General features: G+C 67.7%; 20 protein-coding genes. 9 read left to right on the plus strand and 11 right to left on the minus strand.

What is annotated here, in order from left to right; translation table 11 throughout:
- Positions 1-157 precede the first annotated feature (157 nt).
- From MJ785_RS01010 to MJ785_RS01025, 4 genes are all read right to left on the minus strand, one after another.
- The gene (locus tag MJ785_RS01010; protein WP_239313601.1) at positions 158-856 is read right to left on the minus strand and encodes a hypothetical protein; all 699 of its coding nucleotides are present in this window, start codon (positions 854-856) and stop codon (positions 158-160) included.
- A 40-nt stretch (positions 857-896) separates the two neighbouring features.
- Positions 897-1,271, minus strand: coding sequence for a GNAT family N-acetyltransferase (locus MJ785_RS01015; RefSeq protein WP_239379904.1), 375 nt, complete (start codon positions 1,269-1,271; stop codon positions 897-899).
- Positions 1,264-1,524: a hypothetical protein gene (locus MJ785_RS01020; RefSeq protein ID WP_239313597.1), complete on the minus strand. Its 261-nt coding sequence runs from the start codon at positions 1,522-1,524 to the stop codon at positions 1,264-1,266. The genes MJ785_RS01015 and MJ785_RS01020 overlap by 8 nt, the downstream gene beginning before the upstream one ends.
- Positions 1,525-2,154: 630 nt before the next feature.
- Positions 2,155-3,591, minus strand: coding sequence for a hypothetical protein (locus MJ785_RS01025; RefSeq protein WP_239379905.1), 1,437 nt, complete (start codon positions 3,589-3,591; stop codon positions 2,155-2,157).
- 520 nt (positions 3,592-4,111) lie between these two features.
- On the opposite strand from MJ785_RS01025, the gene MJ785_RS01030 reads away from it, so the two are divergent.
- The 4 genes from MJ785_RS01030 to MJ785_RS01045 all read left to right on the plus strand — a co-directional run bounded on the left by MJ785_RS01030 (position 4,112) and on the right by MJ785_RS01045 (position 6,101).
- Positions 4,112-4,561, plus strand: coding sequence for an NUDIX domain-containing protein (locus tag MJ785_RS01030; RefSeq protein ID WP_239376249.1), 450 nt, complete (start codon positions 4,112-4,114; stop codon positions 4,559-4,561).
- A 20-nt stretch (positions 4,562-4,581) separates the two neighbouring features.
- Positions 4,582-5,574 (plus strand): hypothetical protein, encoded by a 993-nt coding sequence (locus MJ785_RS01035; RefSeq protein ID WP_239376247.1) that lies wholly within the window; start codon positions 4,582-4,584, stop codon positions 5,572-5,574.
- A 112-nt stretch (positions 5,575-5,686) separates the two neighbouring features.
- Entirely contained in the window at positions 5,687-5,908 is a 222-nt protein-coding gene (locus MJ785_RS01040; protein ID WP_239379906.1) for a hypothetical protein, read from the plus strand.
- A gap of 28 nt (positions 5,909-5,936) precedes the next feature.
- Positions 5,937-6,101, plus strand: a complete 165-nt coding sequence (locus MJ785_RS01045) for a hypothetical protein (RefSeq protein ID WP_239310109.1) — start codon at positions 5,937-5,939, stop codon at positions 6,099-6,101.
- Between the two features lie 215 nt (positions 6,102-6,316).
- Here the strand turns inward: MJ785_RS01045 and MJ785_RS01050 are convergent, their stop codons facing one another.
- Entirely contained in the window at positions 6,317-6,691 is a 375-nt protein-coding gene (locus MJ785_RS01050; protein WP_239310108.1) for a VOC family protein, read from the minus strand.
- A gap of 221 nt (positions 6,692-6,912) precedes the next feature.
- On the opposite strand from MJ785_RS01050, the gene MJ785_RS01055 reads away from it, so the two are divergent.
- Together MJ785_RS01055 and MJ785_RS01060 are read left to right on the plus strand one after the other, a co-directional pair.
- Positions 6,913-8,553 (plus strand): ABC-F family ATP-binding cassette domain-containing protein, encoded by a 1,641-nt coding sequence (locus MJ785_RS01055; RefSeq protein ID WP_239310107.1) that lies wholly within the window; start codon positions 6,913-6,915, stop codon positions 8,551-8,553.
- A 72-nt stretch (positions 8,554-8,625) separates the two neighbouring features.
- Entirely contained in the window at positions 8,626-11,127 is a 2,502-nt protein-coding gene (locus tag MJ785_RS01060) for an RNA helicase (RefSeq protein WP_239376243.1), read from the plus strand.
- Here the strand turns inward: MJ785_RS01060 and MJ785_RS01065 are convergent.
- The 3 genes from MJ785_RS01065 to MJ785_RS01075 all read right to left on the minus strand — a co-directional run bounded on the left by MJ785_RS01065 (position 11,118) and on the right by MJ785_RS01075 (position 13,519).
- Positions 11,118-12,017, minus strand: coding sequence for a universal stress protein (locus MJ785_RS01065; protein ID WP_239310105.1), 900 nt, complete (start codon positions 12,015-12,017; stop codon positions 11,118-11,120). The two genes, MJ785_RS01060 and MJ785_RS01065, sit on opposite strands and share 10 nt — an antisense overlap.
- A 260-nt stretch (positions 12,018-12,277) precedes the next feature.
- Positions 12,278-12,868, minus strand: coding sequence for an NADAR family protein (locus MJ785_RS01070; RefSeq protein WP_239310104.1), 591 nt, complete (start codon positions 12,866-12,868; stop codon positions 12,278-12,280).
- Positions 12,869-13,177: 309 nt separating this feature from the next.
- Positions 13,178-13,519, minus strand: a complete 342-nt coding sequence (locus MJ785_RS01075) for a hypothetical protein (RefSeq protein WP_239379907.1) — start codon at positions 13,517-13,519, stop codon at positions 13,178-13,180.
- Positions 13,520-13,688: 169 nt separating this feature from the next.
- Between MJ785_RS01075 and MJ785_RS01080 the strand changes: the two genes are divergently transcribed.
- Entirely contained in the window at positions 13,689-14,552 is an 864-nt protein-coding gene (locus MJ785_RS01080; RefSeq protein WP_239376235.1) for an exodeoxyribonuclease III, read from the plus strand.
- A 208-nt stretch (positions 14,553-14,760) separates the two neighbouring features.
- Here MJ785_RS01080 and MJ785_RS01085 read toward each other — a convergent pair whose 3' ends face one another.
- Both MJ785_RS01085 and MJ785_RS01090 read right to left on the minus strand, forming a co-directional pair.
- Positions 14,761-15,453 carry a DUF4230 domain-containing protein gene (locus MJ785_RS01085; protein WP_239310101.1) on the minus strand — a complete coding sequence of 231 codons (693 nt, stop codon included), beginning with the start codon at positions 15,451-15,453 and terminating at the stop codon, positions 14,761-14,763.
- Between the two features lie 143 nt (positions 15,454-15,596).
- The gene (locus MJ785_RS01090) at positions 15,597-17,429 is read right to left on the minus strand and encodes a SpoIIE family protein phosphatase (protein ID WP_239379908.1); all 1,833 of its coding nucleotides are present in this window, start codon (positions 17,427-17,429) and stop codon (positions 15,597-15,599) included.
- 373 nt (positions 17,430-17,802) lie between these two features.
- On the opposite strand from MJ785_RS01090, the gene MJ785_RS01095 reads away from it, so the two are divergent.
- Both MJ785_RS01095 and MJ785_RS01100 read left to right on the plus strand, forming a co-directional pair.
- Entirely contained in the window at positions 17,803-18,897 is a 1,095-nt protein-coding gene (locus MJ785_RS01095) for an ATP-binding cassette domain-containing protein (RefSeq protein ID WP_239310098.1), read from the plus strand.
- Positions 18,894-19,679, plus strand: coding sequence for an ABC transporter permease subunit (locus tag MJ785_RS01100; protein WP_239310097.1), 786 nt, complete (start codon positions 18,894-18,896; stop codon positions 19,677-19,679). Before MJ785_RS01095 ends, MJ785_RS01100 begins: the two co-directional genes overlap by 4 nt.
- A 233-nt stretch (positions 19,680-19,912) precedes the next feature.
- Here MJ785_RS01100 and MJ785_RS01105 read toward each other — a convergent pair whose 3' ends face one another.
- Positions 19,913-21,784 carry a hypothetical protein gene (locus MJ785_RS01105; RefSeq protein WP_239310096.1) on the minus strand — a complete coding sequence of 624 codons (1,872 nt, stop codon included), beginning with the start codon at positions 21,782-21,784 and terminating at the stop codon, positions 19,913-19,915.
- Positions 21,785-21,805: the final 21 nt, after the last annotated feature.

Raw genomic sequence — 21,805 nt, forward strand, 5'->3', positions numbered from 1 at the left:
GCTCCCTCCCTGGCCAGGGCGTTGCTCGGGGCAGGGAGGGAGCAGACCCAGCTGATCAACATTGGGCGGTGGGCCATCCACGGGCCGCTAGGCGGGCACGAGAGCCCCCCGCGGCGCCGTCGTCGGGGCGACTCCGGACGTGTGTCGCCCTCCCCTACTATCGTTCCCGACCCGCAACAGGGGTCCAGCAAGTCGCCGGGACTCTGCCCGGCGAGCGGACCATCGCGGCGGCGACGACGGGACACAGCGCCCCGTGACGTTTGTTCTCCCGGCCCTCGCCGTGCTGCCGCATCCGCCGGTCGGACAGCCGCAGGCCAGCGACGAAGTGGCACCTACGATATTCGAGCACCCAGATCTCTAGGTCAGCCGGGTCGGCGGGGCGCCACCTCGGCCGATGAGTGACGATCGTGTTGGCGGCGGCATGACGCAGTTCGGTCCGCTTGAAGCGGCGTTCGTCCAGGACCCGGGTGATGACGCGGTAGGTCATCGCGGAGCCGAGGTGGCGGACGAGGCGGGCCCAGACCGACAGCGCCCGTTCCAGGCCGGTGCTGGTGACGAGCGCTGCGGCAACCTGGCGAGACCCCGCGGTGCTGTTCGCTTCACCAATCGTGGTGAACACGTCCTCGGCGAGCCTGAATTCGGACAGCTCCCACTGAGCGCCCCGGCGTGCCCGGAAACGGACAATGTCGGCGCGTCCGTCGAAGCCGGGCTTGTCGTCGGGGTCTCCAGGTCCGGACGGTCGGCAATCTCGGACGACAGGAACCCTCCCAGCCCCGGCAGGGTGGCAGCGAGGAAACCCGGGGGCACCCGGACGGGACTCCGCCGGATGCCTCGCCCGGTCGCGGTGACCAGCCATGACCCCCACCTACCCATGGTCTGTCGCGGGTCGGCGGTCGTCATCCGGGAGCCAGCACGTCGCGGAGATACCGAGGGAAAGCCCCAAGACCGAATTGGTACGGCTCGTCGCCTCGGCCCAGTTCGATCACGCTGGCTCCCTGCGTGAGCGCGGCGGCGGCTGCCTCGGCAAGAAGCTGGTGGCTCGGGCAACAACCAGCGAAGTCCGGGTCAAAGGTGCTCATGTAGAGCAGGTCGGCGGGGCCAAGCCGGAAGTACAGGGCTTGTGCGATGGGGCGGTTCAGGTGCCGGAGCTGGGCCAGCAGGCAGCGCCCGGTCTGGGCGAGCCCGCTCGCGCCGTCGGCCGACAGTGTCTCCCAGGCCGGCATCCGGGCGGTGCCCTCGGCGAGCGTCACGCACGTCGTAAGGTCAGTCACCGGCTGGCCGAAACGGGCTGTAGTCGAAGCGGCCGAAGTAGTCTGGCAGCAGCGTGATGATCTGTTCCTGGCCTGAGAACGCCAGCTCCCGCGCGCGGATCTTGTCTTCCCAACGGGCCGGAGTGGTCCAGATGCGCTGGTCGGAACGCCACTTGGTGGACGTGGACGAACAGCAACTCGTCGTCCTCGTGGAACACCAGCCAGCGGTGCTTCTCGTATCCCGGATAGTGGGGGCGAGCGGTCCCACGTCCACCCCCTCCTCCAGAGAGAAGGCCGGGGTCGAGGGGCGGAGTCCCCGTGTCCTGGGCTCGAACCGTGCGACGTTCAGGAAGTATAGAACATTAGCGATGGCGATCATTCCTCCCTGGCGACACTCCTGGTGATGTGTTTTCGTCAGGGTCGGCTGACTCCAGCGGGCCAGATGATGCGGACCAGATGGCCCTGGCAGCGGGCGTACTCGACGACATCGGCTGTTCCGCCGGGTCCCCTGCCAGGCTGCCCGTCCCAGACGGCGATGAGCTGGTCCGATTGATCTACAAGTATGCGACTCGCGTGCATGTGCGCTTGGGAATCGGACTCCCGATAGGACAGCCGATGAACTTTTTCCGCCTGACTGTACAAGTGATCGTAGATTGGATGATGCTCCTCGGGTAGACTGTCACGGTAGGTCTGCGCGGGGACTAAAATGATCAGTTGTCCTCCAAGATCTAGGACGGCTTCAGCGAATAGGGTGTCCGCTCCGTCCGCAAGGCAGCTGATTCCAATGAGGTCGGAATGGCCCAGCTGAGCGAGGAAACTGCGAATCTCCCGGTCTACATGTGTTTCTATCTCCGGAGTTAATCCGCGGTGGCCCGTAATGCCAACACGAGTCATCTTTTACCTCTCAGATATCGAGCGGATCCAGCTCGCGGAGCCGGGCATCGAGCTGTCGAACTGACGCAATCTGTGGTGATGTGGGCAACGCCTGACGGGTCTTCCAGGCTGCGCGTATAACTCGCTGGGAAGTCTTGGTTGATGCGGCTTCGATGGCGGCAAGGGCCTTCGTGGCGCTCTCGTCGTATTCTCGCCGCATCGCGTGTGCATCGGCATGCGCCAGTAGATTGAGGGCGTGCTGCGCGCTGTGAGCTTGTGCTCTCGTGGCCAAGGGTGCGGAGTTCAACGCTGTCGTGGGGTCACGGAGATCGACTGCGGCCGCGAGTCGGTAGCCTGCCAGTTTCTCGTCACTGAACCGCATGATCCAGGGCCAGGGAGGAATGTCGTCCCGGCTAATCTGAGCTGTGGCTTCTTGGGCCATGTCGAGGTATCGCCAAGTTTGAGTCTTCTGCTGTGCGACTGCATGGGTCGTGGCAGCTGTCGAGTACAACCAGGCTTTAATGGTCGCATTGGAGTGGAGCCGTAGGGATTCCTGGGCCTGGTCTATAAGGTCCAGTGCACGTTGAGGATTCCCGGATTTAGCGGTGAAGACAGCAGTGCTGCCAAGCATGTAGGCCGGCAGAGTCGGGTGCTGGGACTGCCGGGCCATTCGGACCGCAGCATGGTAATAGCGTTGAGCTGAGCCGATCTCCCATATGTCCCACGCGAGCCATGCGAGGAATCCGAACCCCTCACTTAGGGCCTCGGCGGCGAGCCTTTTTGCTGCTGGGTCACAGGCGCTTTTCCCCACCGCACTAAGGAGACGTAGGTGTTCGACCACGATTCCGGCAAGGTCATGGGCAGGTATTACACCTTCACGACGACGTTGCGAAGTGACCACCGAACGCAACACCGATATCTTCGAAATCGGATCGGTATCGAATGTGGACAGATACGACTCAAGGTGTGTGAGGGTGGTGAGCGCCGCCGCCCCTTGGGTGAGTAGCTCTCTACGTAGCATGGCTGACCACTCGTCCAGGAGATCCAGGTCAGCAGGGAGGTTCCCTGCTGGTGTGGTCGTCGAACGTAGCTCCCGATTCGCATGATCCCCAACTCCCCGAGTCGCCGAGGGGTCGGTGCCGGGCGGGCTGAGGGCCACCGGGGGGATAATCACATCCGTAGGCCGGCTGTGTGTGCGACGCGGGCGGCGAAAGCCCAACGCGGTATCGGTATCCGTCCGCAGGATGGTGCGGAGTGCGGCTCGGTAGTCCACCTGCGGCCAGCGGATAGCACCTCGTTCCAGCTTTCCGATGTAGTGATCGTCTATCGCGGTTGTGCGGCCAGTGGCGCGGAACACCGCTTCGTTGACGAGGTCCGCCAGCTCGACGCGAGACAGCGGCTGGCCGGGTGCGTGCGGTGATTCAATGCGTTCCCGCGCGCCTCGTAGCTGGTGGTTCGGCTCGGTCACGGCCCCTGCTTTCCCGCGGTGCGCATGGGCTGATCGTCTCATGTAGCGGTTGGTCTCCTCATTCTCGGCGCGCTGGTCGTACCGGTCGGGGCGACTATCCCGGCTATCTGCCCCCCTATCGGCCCCTCAACGCTCCCCTCTAACTGTCCTGGATCAGACATGCAGAGTCACGACACGATGCGGTGGCGGCTCCGGCCGGGCTGACATTAGGTCCCCGGCTGCCGCCGCAGCTCGGTGGGCGCGGCATACCTCGGATCCGATGGCCGGGGTCACGCCTGCCGGACGGCTCCGGGCGGAGCTAGGTCGTATCGGGCCACACACCCTGTCCGCTGCTCTGCCCCGGGGCTGTCGCTCCACATTCGTGATCACGGGAGGCTGGATGTCTGGCGGCAATGGGGAGCCGCTGGGCCGGATGATGCCGCTGGCATCGCCGTCCCTCCGCGGCCCTCCTCGGGCAGTGGTGCATCATCGCCGGGTCACTAAGGTGCCGGCGGACACACCGATGGAAAGGAACAGCACTATGAAGAGGATTGCAGCGATGGCTTGGCGGACGCTACGTGGTTCGGTGCAGTGGCGTGTGCTCTGGCTGTGGCATGCAACCTTCATGGTCGGTGTGAGCGGAATCGTGAAGGATGACGAGGGCCGCGTTTTGCTCCTTCGGCATCGCCTGTGGCCAGAGCATCGGCAGTGGGGGCTCCCGACCGGGTACGCAAAGCGGTCGGAGACTTTCGAGGACACGGTTTCCCGGGAGGTTCTGGAGGAAACAGGGCTCACGGTCCGTGTCCGCGACCTGGTCAATCTGGAAAGCGGGTATCGCCTGCGAGTCGAGGTTGCCTACACGGCAGACCTCATCGGAGGAGATATCAACCTCGATTCGTTCGAAGTCCTGGAGGCACAGTGGTTCGCAACGGACCGCCTTCCGGAAGGCCTGCTGGAGTCACACCGAACCCTGATACAGAAAACACGCTGAGCTGGCCGATCCAGAAGTCGTTGACGCCGACATTCCTAGGCCCGAACGAACATGTTTCGGGTGACTCGGAAGACCGTGCCGAGGCGATGCAGCGGCTTGCATTCGTCAGGGCATCCGCGACCTTCACCGGTCACCATCCAAACCTTCACTTCTCGCTCCTGCATTGGGTTGTGGATGGCTGGCATGACCTTCTGTTACGGGAGATTTTCTACGCCGGTTTAGTGATTCTCTCTCGGCGCCTCACGAGCTTCGGTCTACTCGACGCCCTGCCGGTCGACCGGGTATGGGTTGGAATTCTTTCCAGCGACGCTTCTTCTTTCGGCGGCTTCCACTATCCCCGGCAGGGGTACCGGCACGTTCAGTTGGGCGCAGCGGTGACCAGCTACGGCCACCTGGCTGCATCTGGCCAGGAGCATACGACACTAACAGCGCTCGACTTGTTGCGGACGTATGCGCACGACTGTTTGCACTACGGCAGCTTCCGTGTGTATACGCTGCACAACGACGCACTGACCCGCGTTCGTTACGGCCTGAACCGGCGGGGCCTGAACGGATCACCCTACTCGCCCCGTGACCGGCCGGGCTCGCGGACGACTCGCAACCTTGGAATCGTGACGGAAGGCGCTGTTGACCGTGAGGCCCGCGTCATCGTCCGTCAAGTCGCGGCGATGTACAAGCTGAATGCCTGGCGCACCGCGTTCGATGGCCTGGTATTCCGCGACGCTACGGGCCAGCTCTCGGACACCGACCGGGCCAGCCTTGCAGCACTGACGGAGCCTGTCGGTGTCGCAAATCAAGGCAGATACTTGGCCGCTATGGCTTCCTACGAACGAGTGGTGAACGCTCGCTACCAAGCTTTCCTAGACGAAATTGGCGGCAGCGATCAGGAAGAGCTACACGCTGCGATCATCCGAGGAACTCTAAGCGGCGATCAGTCGGAAGTGCATGCCTGGCTGGAGGACCGTCATGGTCCGAACGCCTTCGATCAGCTGTTTCGCGCCAATACGGACTGAAACGTAGTGCCGGAAATTACGATGTGCGCGTCAGGGGGTCCGGTGACTGTCGACCATTTCCGAGATGACCCATTCGGAGACGACGAGGGAGAGGGTGAGAAGTGGTGGTGGGATGATGACGACGGGTACGAGTACAGGCTTGATGCGGATGGTGAAAGTGCGGGAGGTGGTCATTCCGTCGGGAGCGCTGGCACTGGTGGTGCCGGGGGTTCAGGTGGTGGCGCCGTTCGTCGACGCTCGGGTGCTGGCGGAGTACGCACGGGAACGGAGCATTCTGCCTCCGGGCTACCGGGTGCTGCCGGTCGTGGGGCTAGGGCGGATCGCGATCCTGTGATCTCGGTGCAGCGGTCGGGGGCGGGCTCATGACGGCGGTCGTGGCGGCGGGTACGGCGGATCTGGTGCCGGCCGGGGTGAGTTTCTCCGGGTATCCGGTGTGGCTACGTGAGGACGGTGCCGTGTCGGTGGTGGAGGTGTGGGAGGTGCTGTTCCCGGGCTGGATCGTGGCGGGGGAATCCTCCCCGGCCTGACCCGATTCGATGGGACTGCCTCAGCTTTGGTGAGACAGGACACTCGCGACCGCCATCGGGCCCACCATGATCGCGACTCCGTGACCCGCAATGCGACAACGATGATTGTCGGAAAAGATCGCCGTGCAGGTACGATGCCCAGCACGGATAGCCTTTCAAGCTGGCCATGCCGGTTCGATCCCGGTCACCCGCTCCACGTATCCGGCGCGCTGCCGTCAGGCCGACGGCACGAGAGTCGTCAGGCAGAACGGGTGACCCGCCGGGTCGAGGAGCACACGCCACCGGTCCGGGGATGGCTGCTCGTCGGCAGGCCGTGCGCCGAGGGCAATCGCCTGAGCCTGCGCCGCTTCAAGATCCTCGACTGCGAACTCCATGTGCGCCTGCTGCGGGGTAGCGCCCGTGGGCCACGTCGGGGGCCGATGGTCCGGGACCCGTTGCGCTGTGATCCAGACAGCCGGGCCCTTGACCGCGACGAAGTCCTCACTGCTGAAAGCGATCGCGCCACCGGTCAGCTCCGCGTAGAACCGAGCCAACGCATGAGGCTCGGAGCAGTCGAACGAGATCGCCGCCAGGCGTGCAACACCAACCACCGCTTGCGCTCCCCACCAATTGATCATCAGCAGCTGGCCGGCACTGCTTGCAGCCGCTGACACATCCCGTATGACAGGCGTACCAACGATAACGTCAGCAACGTCAGCTGCTGACAGGCAACGCCCAAGGCGGATGGCCCGGATGGCCAGCCCCCGATGGCCCCGGCCGGAGGCGAGACGTTCCGGAGGGCTTCGCTCGGCGGTGCCGGTAACGTCTGGGTGTGAACGCCACCCTCGTCGCCCAGGGCCTGGCTGCCGGATACGGCGGGCGAGCGCTGTTCAGCCAGGTCGATCTGGTGCTCGGCCCAGGCGATGTGATCGGAGTGGTCGGGGCGAACGGCGCGGGCAAGTCCACCCTGCTGCGCATGCTCGCGGGCTTGGCCAGCCCCGAGCACGGCACGGTGGTACGCACCCCGTCGACGGCCTCGGTCGGCTACCTCGCGCAGGAGCCCGATCGCCGTCCCCGCGAGACCGTGCATGGCTTCCTCGCCCGGCGCGCTGACGTGACCGACGCCCGGCGCCGGTTGGATGACGCGGTCGCGGCCCTGTCCCGTCAGGAGCCCGGTTCGGACGACGCCTACTCGACAGCGCTGGACCGCTGGCTCGCGCTGGGGGCCGCCGACTTCGACGAACGCGCGGCGGTGGTGGCGGCCGACATCGGGCTCACGATCGACCTGAACGTGCCGATGACGGCGTTGTCCGGGGGCCAGGCGGCCCGCGCGGGGCTCGCCGCTCTGCTGCTCAGCAGATTCGACGTCTTCCTGCTCGACGAACCGACCAACGACCTCGACCTCGACGGGCTGGCCCGGCTGGAGACGTTCGTCACGGGGCTGCGGGCCGCGGTGGCGGTCGTCAGCCATGATCGGGAATTTCTCGCCCGTACCGTCACCGCGGTGCTGGAGCTGGATCTCGCCCAGCAACAGGTCAGCTTCTTCGGCGGCGGTTACCAGGCCTACCTCGACGAACGGGAGGTGGCCCGGCGGCACGCCCGGGAGGCCTATGAGCAGTACGCCGACCGCCGCGGCGCGCTGACCGAACGCGCCCAGACCCAACGGACCTGGATGGACAAGGGCGTGCGAAACGCCCGCCGCAAGTCCACCGACAACGACAAGATCGGGCGAAACCTGCGCGCTGAGACGTCGGAGAAGCAGGCCGCCAAGGTCCGGCAGACCGAACGCCTGATCGAACGCATGGAAGTCGTCCCTGAACCGCGCAAGGAATGGGAGCTGCGGCTGCGGATCGCGGCGGCCCCGCGCTCCGGTGCCGTGGTCGCCGTGCTGACCGACGCGGTCCTACGTCGCGGCAGCTTCACCCTGGGACCGGTGACCGCGCGGCTGGACTGGGGCGACCGGGTGGCCATCACCGGGCCCAACGGAGCCGGGAAGTCGACGCTGCTGGCAGCGATCCTCGGTCACCTGCCGGTCGACGCTGGCCGGGCGTCGCTCGGTTCCGGGGTGCTGGTCGGCGAGGTCGACCAGGCTCGAGCGCTGTTCACCGTCGACGCCCCGGTTCTCGACGTCCTCGCCCGGTTGTTGCCCGAGCTGGTCACCGCCGACCTGCGGACTCTGCTGGCCAAGTTCGGCCTGCGAGCGGATCATATGAAACGGGCGGCCACGACCCTGTCACCCGGCGAGCGCACCCGCGCGGCGCTCGCGCTGCTGCAGGCACGCGGGGTCAATCTGTTGGTGCTGGACGAGCCGACGAACCATCTCGACCTCCCCGCGATCGAGCAGCTGGAAGCGGCCTTGGCCGACTACACCGGCACCCTGCTCCTGGTGACCCACGACCGCCGCATGCTCGAGGTGGTCCACACCACGCGTCAGTGGCAGGTCACGGCTGGTCAGGTCATCGAGGGGAGCTGAAGGCGCCGGCCCTGAAAACGCCGGCCGTCGCGGCCCCGGGTCCGCGATCCGTCAGGCACCATCGGATTTACCATGACGCTCGCCGACCAGCTGCCCGCAACTCCGGAGCCCGACGATATCTTCGACGCGTTCACCGCGTGGGCGCAGGGCCAGGGGCTCGCCCTGTACCCCGCGCAGTCCGAGGCGCTCATCGAGGTGGTCTCCGGTTCCAACGTCATCCTGACCACCCCGACCGGGTCCGGCAAGAGCCTCGTGGCCACCGGCGCCCATTTCACCGCGATGGCCCGCAAACAGCGCAGCTTCTACACCGCGCCCATCAAAGCGCTGGTGTCGGAAAAGTTCTTCGCGCTGTGCGCCACGCTCGGGACGGAACGCGTCGGGATGATGACCGGGGACGCCGCTGTCAACGAGGACGCTCCCGTCATCTGCTGCACCGCCGAGATCCTGGCCAACATCGCCCTGCGGGACGGTGCCGACGCCGACGTCGGCCAAGTCGTGATGGACGAGTTCCACTTCTACGCCGACCCCGACCGGGGCTGGGCATGGCAGGTGCCGCTGCTGGAGCTGCCCCGCACGCAGTTCATCCTCATGTCGGCGACCCTGGGTGACGTAAGCCGGTTCGAAACGGACCTCACCCGCCGGACCGGCCGTCCCACCGCGGTCGTCCGCTCCGCCGTGCGCCCGGTGCCGCTGTTCCACCACTACGTGACCACCCCGCTGCACGAGACGCTCGAAGAGCTTCTGAACACCCACCAAGCGCCTGTCTACGTCGTTCACTTCACCCAGGCGTCGGCGCTGGAACGGGCGCAGTCACTCATGAGCATCAACGTGTGCACCCGGGCGGAGAAGGACGCCATCGCCGAGATGATCGGCGGGTTCCGGTTCACCGCGGGGTTCGGCAAGACCCTGTCCCGCCTGGTCCGCCACGGCATCGGTGTCCACCACGCCGGCATGCTCCCCAAGTACCGGCGGCTGGTGGAGCTGCTCGCCCAGGCCGGGCTACTGAAGATCATATGCGGTACCGACACGCTCGGCGTGGGGATCAACGTACCGATCCGCACGGTCGTGTTCACCGCGCTGTCCAAGTACGACGGAACCCGGACCCGCCACCTGAGCGCCCGGGAGTTCCACCAGATCGCCGGCCGGGCCGGCCGGGCCGGTTATGACACGGTCGGCACCGTCGTGGTGCAGGCGCCCGAGCACACAGTGGAGAACGAACGCGCCCTGGCCAAGGCCGGCGACGACCCGAAGAAACGGCGAAAGATCGTCCGTAAGAAGCCGCCGGAGGGGTTCGTCTCCTGGGGCGTACCGACGTTCGAACGGCTCGTGGCCGCCGAGCCCGAGCCCCTGACGTCGAGTTTCACCGTCAGCCACTCGATGCTGCTCAACGTCATCAACCGTCCTGGCGACGCCTTCGCCGGCATGCGGCACCTGCTCACCGACAACCACGAGCAGCGTCCGGCGCAACGCCACCACATCCGCCGGGCCATCGCCATCTACCGGGCGTTGCTCGCCGCTGGCATCGTCGAGAAACTCGCCATCCCGGACGAGACGGGACGCACTGTGCAGATCACCGTCGACCTGCAACTCGACTTCGCTCTCAATCAGCCCTTGTCGCCCTTTGCGCTCGCCTCGCTCGAGCTGCTCGACCGGGGCTCGCCGAGCTATCCGCTGGATGTTCTATCGATCATCGAGGCCACGCTGGACAATCCACGCCAGGTCCTTTCCGCGCAACAGTTCAAGGCCCGCGGTGAAGCCGTCGCCCAGATGAAGGCGGACGGCGTCGAGTACGAGCGTCGCCTTGAGCTGCTCGACGCCGTCACCTACCCCAAGCCGCTGGACGAGTTCCTCGGTGCCGCGTTCGCGATATACCGGCGTGGCCATCCCTGGGTTGACGATCACGAACTCGCACCCAAATCGGTGGCCCGGGACATGTACGAGCGAGCCATGACCTTCGTCGAGTACATCGGCTTCTACGGCTTGGCCCGCTCCGAGGGGCTGCTCCTGCGCTACCTGGCCGACGCCTTCAAGGCCCTGCGGCAGACGGTGCCCGAGGACGCCCGGACCGAGGAGCTCACCGATCTGACCGAATGGCTGGGCGAGCTGGTCCGGCAGGTCGACTCGAGCCTGTTCGACGAGTGGGAGCAGCTGCGCAACCCGACGCCGGACGCGCCTTCGGCGCGGATCGACGAACGGCCACCCGCGGTGACGACCAACATCCGCGCGTTCCGGGTCCTCGTCCGCAACGCGCTGTTCCGCCGGGTGGAGCTGGCCGCGCTGCGCCGCTACGACGATCTCGGCGCGCTCGACGCCGACGCGGGCTGGGACCGTGACCGGTGGGCACAGGCCCTCCAGCCGTACTTCGACCTGCACGGCGAGATCGGCACCGGACCCGACGCCCGCGGACCGGGACTCCTCATCATCAACACCGAGCCGGGACGCTGGACGCTTCGGCAGATCTTCGACGATCCGGCCGGCGACCACGACTGGGGCATCAGCGCCGAGGTGGACCTTGCCGCCTCGGACGAAGCCGGCGCCGCCGTGCTGCACGTCACCGCCGTCGATCAGCTGTAGGGCGGGCGGATGACCGCGACCGGGCAGAGCGCGTAGCGGGCACACTGATCGCTCACGGAGCCGAGGAGGAGTTCAGCGAAGCCCCCGTGCCCGCGGGCGCCCGTCACCAGCAGCTGCGAGGTCGTGGACTCCAGCAGCAGGGCACGGGCGGCCGAGTCGACGACCACCTCGCTGCTGACGCACAGCCGTGGTGAAACGTCCCGCAGCCCCTTGGCGAGCGCATCGTCGAGCACATCGTTTGCCTGATCGACAAGAGCTCGGCCGGACGAGGCGAGAAACTCCGGATAGGGCGTGGACGCCACCTCCAGCGCGTGTATAACCCGTAGCGGTACGTCACGGTATGTCGCCGCACGGGCCGCCCACGCCAGCGCGGCCAGCGACGATGGCGAACCGTCCACACCGACAGCCACCGGCCGGCGGTCGCCGGGCACACCGAAGCCCCGCCCCCGCACGACGACGGCCGGAACCGCGCCGTGCTGGACGACCGTCTGGCCCACCGACCCGCGGGGAGAGCAATGGAGCAGGCCATGATCGCACGAGCCCACGACCACCATCGGCGCGTGCTTCGACGCCGCCAGCAAGGCGATCACCGCGGGCTCGTGGACCACCCGCCGGACTACCGCGGGAGGTGGCTGGCAGGCCGGGAGCCGAGCAACCGCCGAGTCGAGAACCGCAGCCGCCGTCGCGGTCAACCCATCACGATCAGTAACGTACGCTTGCCGGTGAACGGTCCTGGGCTGGCCGTCCGCGGTCCATGCCAGCACGGCGGTCACAGAGCGCCGATGCATGGCCGCGGTATGCCAGGCCCATCGCAGTGCCTCGACAGAACCCGGCGAGCCGTCCACCCCGGCAACGATCCCTGGCCGCGCGAAGATACTACCGTCTGTCATTGCCGTCCTCCCCACACCGCTCTGGGCGCCGCTCGCTTTGATCATTACGCTGAGGGCGCCCGGGTGCGGGGAGCATCCGGACACAGTGGCGCAGACGTCTGCTGGAAACGCCTGCCTCGGCTGCCCGGCACGGCTGCCCGGCACGGCTGTCTGGCGGCGGATGCCTGGCACGGCCACGCGGAAGCACCGGCGGGGCACTGGTCACAATCGCGGCGTCAGGCTCCGGCGGGGGCCCCTGCCCGGAGAGGAGGGTGGTCGCGTTACCCGGACGCGCTCGAGGTGGACGCGCGCAGCATCGCCCGGACCCGCATGAGCGCGAAACCAAGAAGATTGCGTCCCGGCCAGGCTGACGGAGCCTGCGCACGGGCGTCGTCAGCGGCCAAGCCGATCCCCCACACCCGGTCCAGCGGACTCGCCTCCACCAGTACCCGCTCGCCGGTACCGAGCAGATAATTACGCAACGGCGGATGCTGGTCGAACTTCGCGGCGTTGCCCTGGACCACGATGTCGAAGGAGCACTCGCTCCACACCGCCTCATCGAAACCGCGGACCTGCCGGCCGTGCTTTTTCGCGGCTGCCGGATCAGCTGCGGCGAGAACCGCCCGTGCCGCGGCCATGTCGCCGAACAGCCGGGCCTTGCGCTCCATCATGAAATGCTCAGCCGTCGGATAACGCAGACCGTCCACAGTGAACGCGGAGGGCCACCATTGGCTCAGGCAGCCCACGCCGACGCCACGGCCGCTGCCCCGCGGTGGATGGTGCCCCCAGAAAAACAGGAGATCCAGCGCGTGCCCGGCCTGTTCCAGCAGGACCAGATCCTCGACCTGGGAGGCGTTCGCCGGCGTGGTCACGGCCTGATGGTCGCACGAGTCGCCTCTCCTTCAACGGCATTCCCACCAGTCGGACCACCCCTGCCCTCAACCGGCCGGGACGGTGCTTCAGCTGGCCGGGGCCGCGTTTCAGCCGGCCGGGACGGTGACCGCCGATCGCGTTGAACCGCCGAACGCCGTGCGGGACGCCCGGCGCAACGTTGCGGTACCGGCGGTAGGAAGAGGGCTACGATCTGCAAGTCGCATGACAACTGCATCGGTGAGACCTTTGTCAGAAGGACCCTTGCCCGTATGGAAAATCTTTGCTATATGGTCCTTGTTACGGACCTGTCATCGTGCGCATGTGTCATTGACCCAGTCGGCGAGCCGCCCTCTCAGGCTGATCTCCCCCGGGTTCCGCGAGACACGATCAGCAAGATCACGGATGTCCCCGTCCGGTGCGAGATCACGTACGACCAGAGCCGCCAAGCGGGCCGTCTGCGCGCTCGCACGGATGTCGGCGGACCGCGCGTCGATCTGAGCACAGACCGCGCTGGTACCAGCCTGCCTCGTCTCCTGCGACACCGAGGCACAACCGACGAGCCCGACGAGCCCGACAAGCCCGACGAGCCCGGTGGCGACCGCCACCGTCGCCACCGGCCGCAGCATCGGTAAGAGCCTGTCGCGAGCCACGGGCAGCCCCCTCTCCGGGTGTTCCGCGCGCCGCCTGCATCCGCCCGCGGTATCCCGGTGACGGTATCCGCCCGCAACGCCGCATCCAACGCGACCGCGCCGATTCACAACAGTCCGGTTGAGGACACCGCCTCGGCCGAGGGCGGCACGAGCCGGCTAACGTCGGGTGGTGCGAGTAGCGACGTGGAATATCAACTCGGCGAAGGCGCGGCAGGCGCGTCTGATCGAATGGTTGGACCGGGTCCAGCCGGACGTGGTCTGCCTACAGGAGACCAAGCTTTCCGACGACGCCTTCCTGGAGCTCTTCGATGAAGATCTCTTCCGGCGCGGCTACACCGTCGCACATCACGGGGAGGGCCGATGGAACGGCGTCGCGATCTTCTCGCGAGTCGGCCTGGGCGACACCGAGCGGGGACTCGCCGACGCTCCCGGCTTTCCCGGGCCAGAACCGCGGGCGCTGGCCGCGACCTGCGGCGGCATCCGAGTCTGGTCGCTTTATGTGCCAAACGGCCGGGCAGTGGACGATCCGCACTATACCTATAAGATCAATTGGCTCGCCGCGCTACGGGTATGCGTGGAAAAAGCCCTGACGACCACGCCGGTACTCGCCTGCGGTGACTTCAACATCGCTCCCACCGACGCCGACGTATGGGACCCGGCCGACTTCGTCGGCGCCACCCACGTCACCGAGGCCGAGCGACAGGCCCTGCGGGAGCTCACCGCCCTCGGCCTGGTGGACGTCACGCGTGAACGGTGGCCGGACGAACAGATCTTCACCTACTGGGACTACCGGTCGCTGATGTTCCCGAAGAACAAGGGAATGCGCATCGACCTCGCTCTTGCCAGCGGTCCGGTCGCCGAGCGGGTGCGAGCGGTCTGGGTTGACCGGCAGACCCGCAAGGGCACAGGCGCATCCGACCACGCACCGGTGGTCGTCGACATTGACGAGGCACCGGATGGGGACATCGGCCCGATGGTCCCGCCACCCTCCCCGCCCTCCCCGCGCGCGCAGCGCCGCCGGCTGACCGGCTGACCGGCAATAGGGGTGTGGAGAAACGCGAAGAGGAAGTCCCGAGCGCGACGGCGAACTCGGCCTGGGTCAGGCCGCTGTCAGCCAGGCCACGACCTCGCGTGGCGCGGTCAAGGGCCATCAGGCACCCCCTTGATACGTCCGTGGGTGGGTGGGCCGGCCGGACACGGCACAGGTCGACGACACCGATGAACGGCGCGCGGCGGTGCGGTTATCGTGCGTCCGCGTAACTGACGTTGACGGTGGTGAAGCCCACCGCGCTGAACAGGCCCCGCAACATTCCGGTGGTGTTCCGTTCGGCCAGGGTCAGGACGGAACCATCGGTCTTCGCCGCCTGAGTCATCCTGTCCGCGGTTATCACATAAAGTTGGCGATCGTCACTGGCGCTGCCGCTGAGAAAGCCGCCGATCCGGTCCAGCACGCCTTTCTGCCGGGCGACGACATAACTGTGTTCCGGATCAACTTTCGGTTCCGACAGAGTCGGTACCGGCAACCGGACGGACACCGTCCGTCGGTCTTCGGAGACTGTCACCGCATTCTTGTCGATCTTTCCGAAATCAACGACGGCGTCGACGCTGCCGACGCCTACGAACAAAGTCCGCTCGCCCCGCAAAGCGGCTGGTATGAACTTGGTCTCGTCCGCCAGATCGACAACGACCTCGAAATGGGCGCTGGCCGCGTGGTAGTCACTGAGATCGGTCAGGGAACGCAGCACCGCGGGCGGGCTACGGTCGATCGTTTCCCGGCCGAACGGGTTTGTCAGCGACGGCCGCCAGCCGCTGACAAAGCCGATTCCAGCGAACACCAGTACCGCACCGACAAGGACAAGAAACAACCGCGTGATACGCGGGCGGACCCGCAGCAGCGCGACGGCACCGGACATAATGCCGGATCTTTCACTCATGACCGCTGATGTACCCAGAAACGCCCATCGTCACGCACCGACGGCCGGACGATGATCCAAACCCGGCCAGGGGATGCACGATCACGGCTCCAGCCGCGCCTGGCGGCCCTTGGGGGGACTTGAGGGGACTTGAGGCGACTCGGTCACGGAGCGGTCCCGATCGGCCCGGAGCGCTCGGACCGCGACCGAGCGGTGGGGACGAGGCCCTGGCCGTCGCTGGACCGGCTCGTGTCCGTCCGCGCCAGAATGATCGCGGTACGGTCGTCACTCGGACGCCCAGGCGCATGCGCGCGAACCGCTTCGAAAACCGCGTCCAATAACTCGTGAGGACGTCGTGACCGGGCCCGCAGGATCTCCGCGACAAGCCTGTCCTCACCGAACTGCTCACCGCTTGCGTTGCGGGCTTCGGTCAGGCCATCGGTGTAGATGAACAAGGCGTCGCCGGGCCGCAGCCGCAGGGTCGCGGTCGCCCAGGCGCCAGGAGCGGCCAACAGGCTGGATACCAGTGGCCCGGTGGCGGTGAGCGCGACGACAGCCGCGGTCGGTTCCGCGGTCGGTTCCGCGGTCGACGGAGCCGACCAGATCTCCCCGGATCTGCCGGGGCGAGCAACGGGTCGGCCGGTCCGGCCTTGCCGGTCCGGCGGGCAGCCCGCATCGGGCCGGGGCTCCGGTGACTCCGCGCGGGCCTCCCCGCTCGGTTGCGCCGATGCGGCCGGAACCCCGGCGGCGGCGAACCGCTCTGGCGACGGGCCCGAGCGGCGCAGCAGCAGCCCCTGCGGATGGCCTGCGTTGGCATATTCGACCGTCCCGCTCGCCGGGTCGACCACAGCGACCACGGCAGTGGCGAAGACCTCGTCTGTCTCGCCCAGATTGTCCACGACCCATTCGATGGCCGCGCCGGGGTCGGACACCCCTCCGGTCAGCGCCGCGCCCAGCAGCTGTTTGAGCCGCAACGCGTACACACCAGCCGCCGACCCGTGACCGGAGACATCGCCGACGACCACACCGACCCGGCCGCCGGGCAGGTCGACCGAATCGAACCAGTCACCCGCCAGCTCCCCCTCAGCCGGATCAACCCGCCCGCGCACGATCAGCCCGGACGCGTGCAGGGTGGACGGGGTAAGGGCGTCACGCAGGGCGACTACAGCGGGCCCCTCCTGGGCAAGCGCCTCCCAGAGCCGGTCGTTCTGCCGGACAAGGCGCACCAGCTGTGCCCGCATCGCGTCCACGTTGCCGGCGAGCTCGACAAGCTCCTTGGGGCCGACCGCGGGAACGCGGGTGTCGTAACGTCCCGCGGCGACCGCGTTGACCGCGCGGCGCAACGAGGCGATCGGCCGCAGCAGCCAGCGACGCACCACAACGCTCAGCGTGACCACGATCACCGCAACCAGGAACACCGCGGTGCCCAGTGAGCTGAGCAGCAGATCCTGAGCACCGGCAACCCGGCCAACGGTGGATATCTGCTCCCGGGAAATCATGATCTCCAGATTGGTCACATCGGTGCGCAGCGCGCTCAGCCGAGTCCGAGCCATCACGGACTTCTCGACGTCACGGGCAGCCACCACAGCGCCGCCGCTCATAGCCGCCAGCTCCGGCCGCGCCACCTCCGAAAGCCATGCCTCATGTGCTCGAGTGACCTTGTGCAACTGGATGATCAGCGTGGCCCGGTCACCCAGCAGCGCTTCCAGCCGCGCATAGTGCACCGGGATCAGCTTGCCGGCCTCGTCGAAGGAGTCGAGGAAGGAGCGGTCCTCGGTGATCAGATAGCCGCGAACGCTGCTCTCCTGGTCGACGTAGTCGGCGAGGAGCATGGCCGCGGTGGTCGCGGCGGGGTCCAACCGGTTGCCCCGCTCGGCCGTGGCGTGGTCGGCCCGCACCGCTGAGTAGACCGCAACCCCGAGTGTCGCGATGCCTACGACCAGGGCCAGGGCCACCATCATCCGGATGCCCCGGCGCAGACCCGCGACCTCGGCCACGGTGACTCCCTTCGCTCCCTCGGAACCCTCGCCACCTGGATGCCGGGCTCGAAGCATTCTCGCCCAGCACGATGACGGCGCCGCGCGCAGCCGGACGCTCCTGACGGGTGACGAACCTCCCACTGGACGGGCCGGCCGCCCACCGGTCGTGCCCAGGGCGGGCTGGGTGGCGCCTTCCTCAGGGAGAGTTAATGATCGCCGTTGTTCACAACACTTCTCCATCCGTTACGCTCTGCCTGGTCAACGCTTACCAGCTGGGAGGCGATGCCACACGAATCCGACACCGGCAGCCAGCCCCGGCGGCCAGCCAGCGTCGGCAGCCAACCAGTGTGGGGAAGCAACCAGCGCGGGGAAGCGAGGAGGCAATCACGTAATGACGGCGGAGACTCCGGCGAGGCCACCGCGGGTGCGAACAAAATCACGACGGCAGGCTCGCACGGACCTGCCGCAGCCACCGGCCGACGCCGCCATCTGGAGCCAGGGGCTCACCAGGCAGTACGGCACCCGGCGCTCCGTGGACCGGATCAACCTGCATGTTCCCACCGGGGCGTTGTCGGGCTTCGTCGGGCCGAACGGAGCCGGTAAGACGACCACGCTGCGGATGCTGCTCGGGCTGATCCGCCCCACTGGCGGCCACGGTTTCGTGCTCGGGCACCCTGTCGGCAGCCCCGCGGGCTATCTGTCCCGGGTCGGCGCGATGATCGAGGGGCCGACCTTCCACCCCGGGCTCACCGGGCGCGCCAATCTGCTGCTGCTGGCCCGCCTGCGCCGGCTCGGCCCGGAACGGGTCGCCGAGACGTTGGACACGGTCGGCCTGACCAGCCGGGCCGACGACCGGTTCTCCCTCTACTCGCTGGGCATGAAACAGCGACTGGGAATTGCCGCCGCGCTGTTGCCCGGCCCCGAGCTCCTGATCCTCGACGAACCGACCAACGGGCTGGACCCAGCGGGCATCCGTGAGATCAGAAGCCTGCTGAAGGACCTCGCCGGGGCACGGATGACGGTTTTCGTTTCCAGCCACCTGCTGTCAGAGGTCGAGCAGATCTGTGACCATCTGGTCATGATCCGGACTGGCCGGCTGCTCTTCCAGGGGCATGTGACCGACCTGTTGGCCGCCGAGGATCCACGGCTCGTGCTGACGCCTGAGCATGCGGGAGACACCGAACGCCTCGCCGCTCTGCTGCGCGACCACGGCCTGCGGGTGGATCCGCCGGAGCCCTCGACCGAGTCAGTGAGCGTGCACGCCCCCGAGGCGGTGGCCGCGAACCTCAATAAGATCGCTATGAAAGCGGGGATCACGCTGCGCGCGCTGACCGCGTACCGGCCCACGCTGGAGGAGACCTTTCTGGTGGCGACCGGCGGGGTCGACGGGGATCTGATCCCGCGTAGCCGCAGTTCACCGGATGCCTCGGTCGGCTTCCACTCACCCCGTGTGCCGGCCCAGGACATCCCTGGACGTGTTTCATGACGCCGATGTTCCGAGCCGAGTGGGTCAAGATCGGCCGCCCTCGATTCTTCTTCGGCACGCTCGCGGCCATCGCCGCCGTGGCAGCGCTCGGCGCGGTATTGACCATGCTGTCGGTCGGGCACAGCGATTACGACGGCGTGCCCGTCACGGCAACCGCGCTGGCCGCTGCGGACGGGGTCATGCAGGGGCTGGAGGCCGTCAGCATCCTGCTCGGGGTGATGGCCCTCGCGGTCACCGCCGCCGTGATCGGCTCCGACTTCACCCATGGGACGCTGCGTAATCAGCTCATAGCCTATCCCCACCGGCTTCGCCTGCTCGCGGGCAAATGCCTTGCGCTGGCGGCTTTCGTCACTGTGATGGTCACCGCGGCGATGGCGGTGGCCGCCGCCATGTCGTTCGCGATCGCGCCCGCGACGGGCGTGAGTACCGCGGCCTGGCACAGCAGCGCTGGTCTGGTCGAAATCGGCAAGGGATACCTGAACGTGCTCATGGCATCCCTGGGATACGCGACCATCGGCGTCCTGGCGGGGGTCGTGTTCCGTTCCCCCGCCGCGGCGGTGTCGGTGGGCCTTGCCTACGCCCTGCCGCTGGAGATGCTGGTATCGCGCATCTGGAGCCCGGCGGCGACCTGGTTGCCCGCGCGGCTCATGGACACCTTCGCCGCGGGCGCGCACGGGTATCACATCACCTACGCCGCGGCCGGCGGCCGGATTCTCCTCTTCTGCGCGGCGGCCGTGGTGGTCGCCGCCGGGCTGTTCAGGCACCGTGACATCACGTCCTGACCAGGTTTGGAGCGACCGGCAATAGGGGATGCGCCCTCGCGGGGCCAGGGCAGGCACCTCGCGTCATCGCTCCCCGTCCATCGCCGCGCGACGCACGGGTACCCCGGCTCGTCGGTCGCCACCCAACACCTCCGGTGGCTCCCTCCGCCGCCTCGCGATCCATCCACCCGGGCGCCGCTTCCTGATCGAACGCCCTATTGCCGGAGCCTGTGAGAGGCTCCGGCAGGTCGCTCTCAGGGCAGTACGGCACGCAGGTCGACACGCATCAGCCACTGGTCGAGCTTGAACGGTGGATACGGCCAGGGGATGGCGTCGAGCACCAGCTGGTTGACGGGGAGCCACATCACTCCGCGGTGCGCGTCGACAGCGCCTCGCCGGACACCGATGTAGCGGGTGGAGGGGCCGCGCAGGCCGCGCAGGCCGATATCCACCGGCCGGCCCACCACGAAGGTCATGTGCCGTCCCTGGCCCGACGGCCGGATGACCTGCACCGTACCGTCGAGCCCGGCGAGCACAACCGCCCCGCTGGCCGGATCGAAGACGATGCTGCGGATGAGGCCGCCCTCGCCGGTGCCCGCGACGAAGTACTCGGGCGGGTTCAGCGCTCCCCAGCTTTGCGCCGGCCAGCCGTCGACCGTCGGCGTGCGGCTGACCAGGCCGCGCTCACTGCCGATCTTGGGATAGACCGCGAGGGTGGCGGCACGCAGTCCGTCCGCCCTGGTACGGGCAACGTACAGGGTGCCGTTCCCGTCGAAGCAGGCGGTCTCCATCCGGGAGTTGTCCACCGCGGCACGTATCGGGAGGCTGCGCGGAGTGATTCTCCCGGCTGCCCGGCTCCCGGTGCCCGCGGCGTAGGAGAACTCCTGGATGGGAAACGAAACGACCCGGTTGTCCGCTGTCCGGCAATCGCTGATCAGCACAAACCGTTCATCGCCGGCCCTGCTGGTAGGATCAGCGACAACCTCGCGGGGGCTCACCACCACCGGTATACCGAAGACGTGGGTCTCGGGGTACTGCCAGCTGGCGCGTACCCGGCCCGCGGTGTCGACGACCAGCAACGCGCCTTGCTCCGTGCCGAGGCTCCCAGCGCCGAAGTACTGCGCGATCACCAGATGACCGCTGGCCGGCAGCTTGCTGATCGCCGCCGGGCCACGGGGCGATCGCGGTTCGCCCCTGGCCTCACGCGGAAAGGCCCTTCCCGACGTTTCCGGCGGCGCGGTCGCGGCCAGCTGGTCCGTCGTCCACGAATGGGCCGGGTCGTAACGCCACGATCCGCCCCGCGCCGGGCGGCGGATCTGCCCGAGCGTGGGCAGCTCCCCGTAGACAGCCGTGTCCCACCCGAAATAAGGCATGGCCGATACGAACATCACCCGTTCGTCCGGACCCGCACCGATCACGGCCACGTCGGCCACGTCGGCTCCGCCAACGCCGCGGAACCTCGTTTCGGCCCGCGGCAGCTCCGTCCGCCCAGTGCTCGACGGTATGACCAGCCGGGTGAAACTCACCGAAGCCGGCTCGAACACCGCGAGCTCCATGCCCGTCCCGGTCGGCTGTGCCTGGTTGTCCGAGAAGGGCGTGGTGGCGGTGAACACCGTCCCATCGGATGTGACCGTGGACATATAGGCGGCCTGGCCGGGACCAAAGCCCCAGCCCGCAACACCGACTGTCGCAAGCTGGGTGTCTCCGGCACGGTCCCCGAAGCTGCCGGGCGCGCCGAACAACACGAGCGCGTCGGACGGAGTGGCCGGCCGTGGCCCACCCAGTAGTTTTGCCAGGCCCGTAGCCGCGAGGGCACCGAGACCACTCGCGGCGGCACCGACCACGACCCGGCGGCGGGTTGCGCCCCGGTGCCTCCCCCGGGCCCCGCCCCGGCCGGTTTCCGGCGCCGCCGGCACCGCTGCCGGGACGGGGCCCGGGACAGCACCACCAGTCAGATCCGCCGCCGGCATGGGCCACGGCGCGGCCCGCTCCCCAGCTGCCACGGCGAGCCCGTGACCACCCGCGGCCCGGTCGATGCCGCCACCCGGCCCGATATTCTGAGCGGCGTCGCCGGATACATCCCTGGGCGCGGGCGGATAGTCCCCCGACGCGGATTTCCGACGCATGGCTCCTAGTCTCCGATGAAG

This window comes from Protofrankia sp. CiT1, from assembly GCF_917627335.1.
Classification (GTDB): domain Bacteria; phylum Actinomycetota; class Actinomycetes; order Frankiales; family Frankiaceae; genus Protofrankia.

What these genes read in the sequence shown, in the direction of transcription:
- MJ785_RS01060 (WP_239376243.1), top strand. Translation starts at nt 8,626, where the DNA reads ATGACGCTCGCCGACCAGCTGCCCGCAACTCCGGAGCCCGACGATATC.
- MJ785_RS01100 (WP_239310097.1), top strand. Translation starts at nt 18,894, where the DNA reads ATGACGCCGATGTTCCGAGCCGAGTGGGTCAAGATCGGCCGCCCTCGA.
- MJ785_RS01040 (WP_239379906.1), top strand. Translation starts at nt 5,687, where the DNA reads ATGATGACGACGGGTACGAGTACAGGCTTGATGCGGATGGTGAAAGTG.
- MJ785_RS01065 (WP_239310105.1), bottom strand. Translation starts at nt 12,017, where the DNA reads ATGACAGACGGTAGTATCTTCGCGCGGCCAGGGATCGTTGCCGGGGTG.
- MJ785_RS01045 (WP_239310109.1), top strand. Translation starts at nt 5,937, where the DNA reads ATGACGGCGGTCGTGGCGGCGGGTACGGCGGATCTGGTGCCGGCCGGG.
- MJ785_RS01085 (WP_239310101.1), bottom strand. Translation starts at nt 15,453, where the DNA reads ATGAGTGAAAGATCCGGCATTATGTCCGGTGCCGTCGCGCTGCTGCGG.
- MJ785_RS01105 (WP_239310096.1), bottom strand. Translation starts at nt 21,784, where the DNA reads ATGCGTCGGAAATCCGCGTCGGGGGACTATCCGCCCGCGCCCAGGGAT.
- MJ785_RS01095 (WP_239310098.1), top strand. Translation starts at nt 17,803, where the DNA reads ATGACGGCGGAGACTCCGGCGAGGCCACCGCGGGTGCGAACAAAATCA.
- MJ785_RS01030 (WP_239376249.1), top strand. Translation starts at nt 4,112, where the DNA reads ATGAAGAGGATTGCAGCGATGGCTTGGCGGACGCTACGTGGTTCGGTG.
- MJ785_RS01010 (WP_239313601.1), bottom strand. Translation starts at nt 856, where the DNA reads ATGGCTGGTCACCGCGACCGGGCGAGGCATCCGGCGGAGTCCCGTCCG.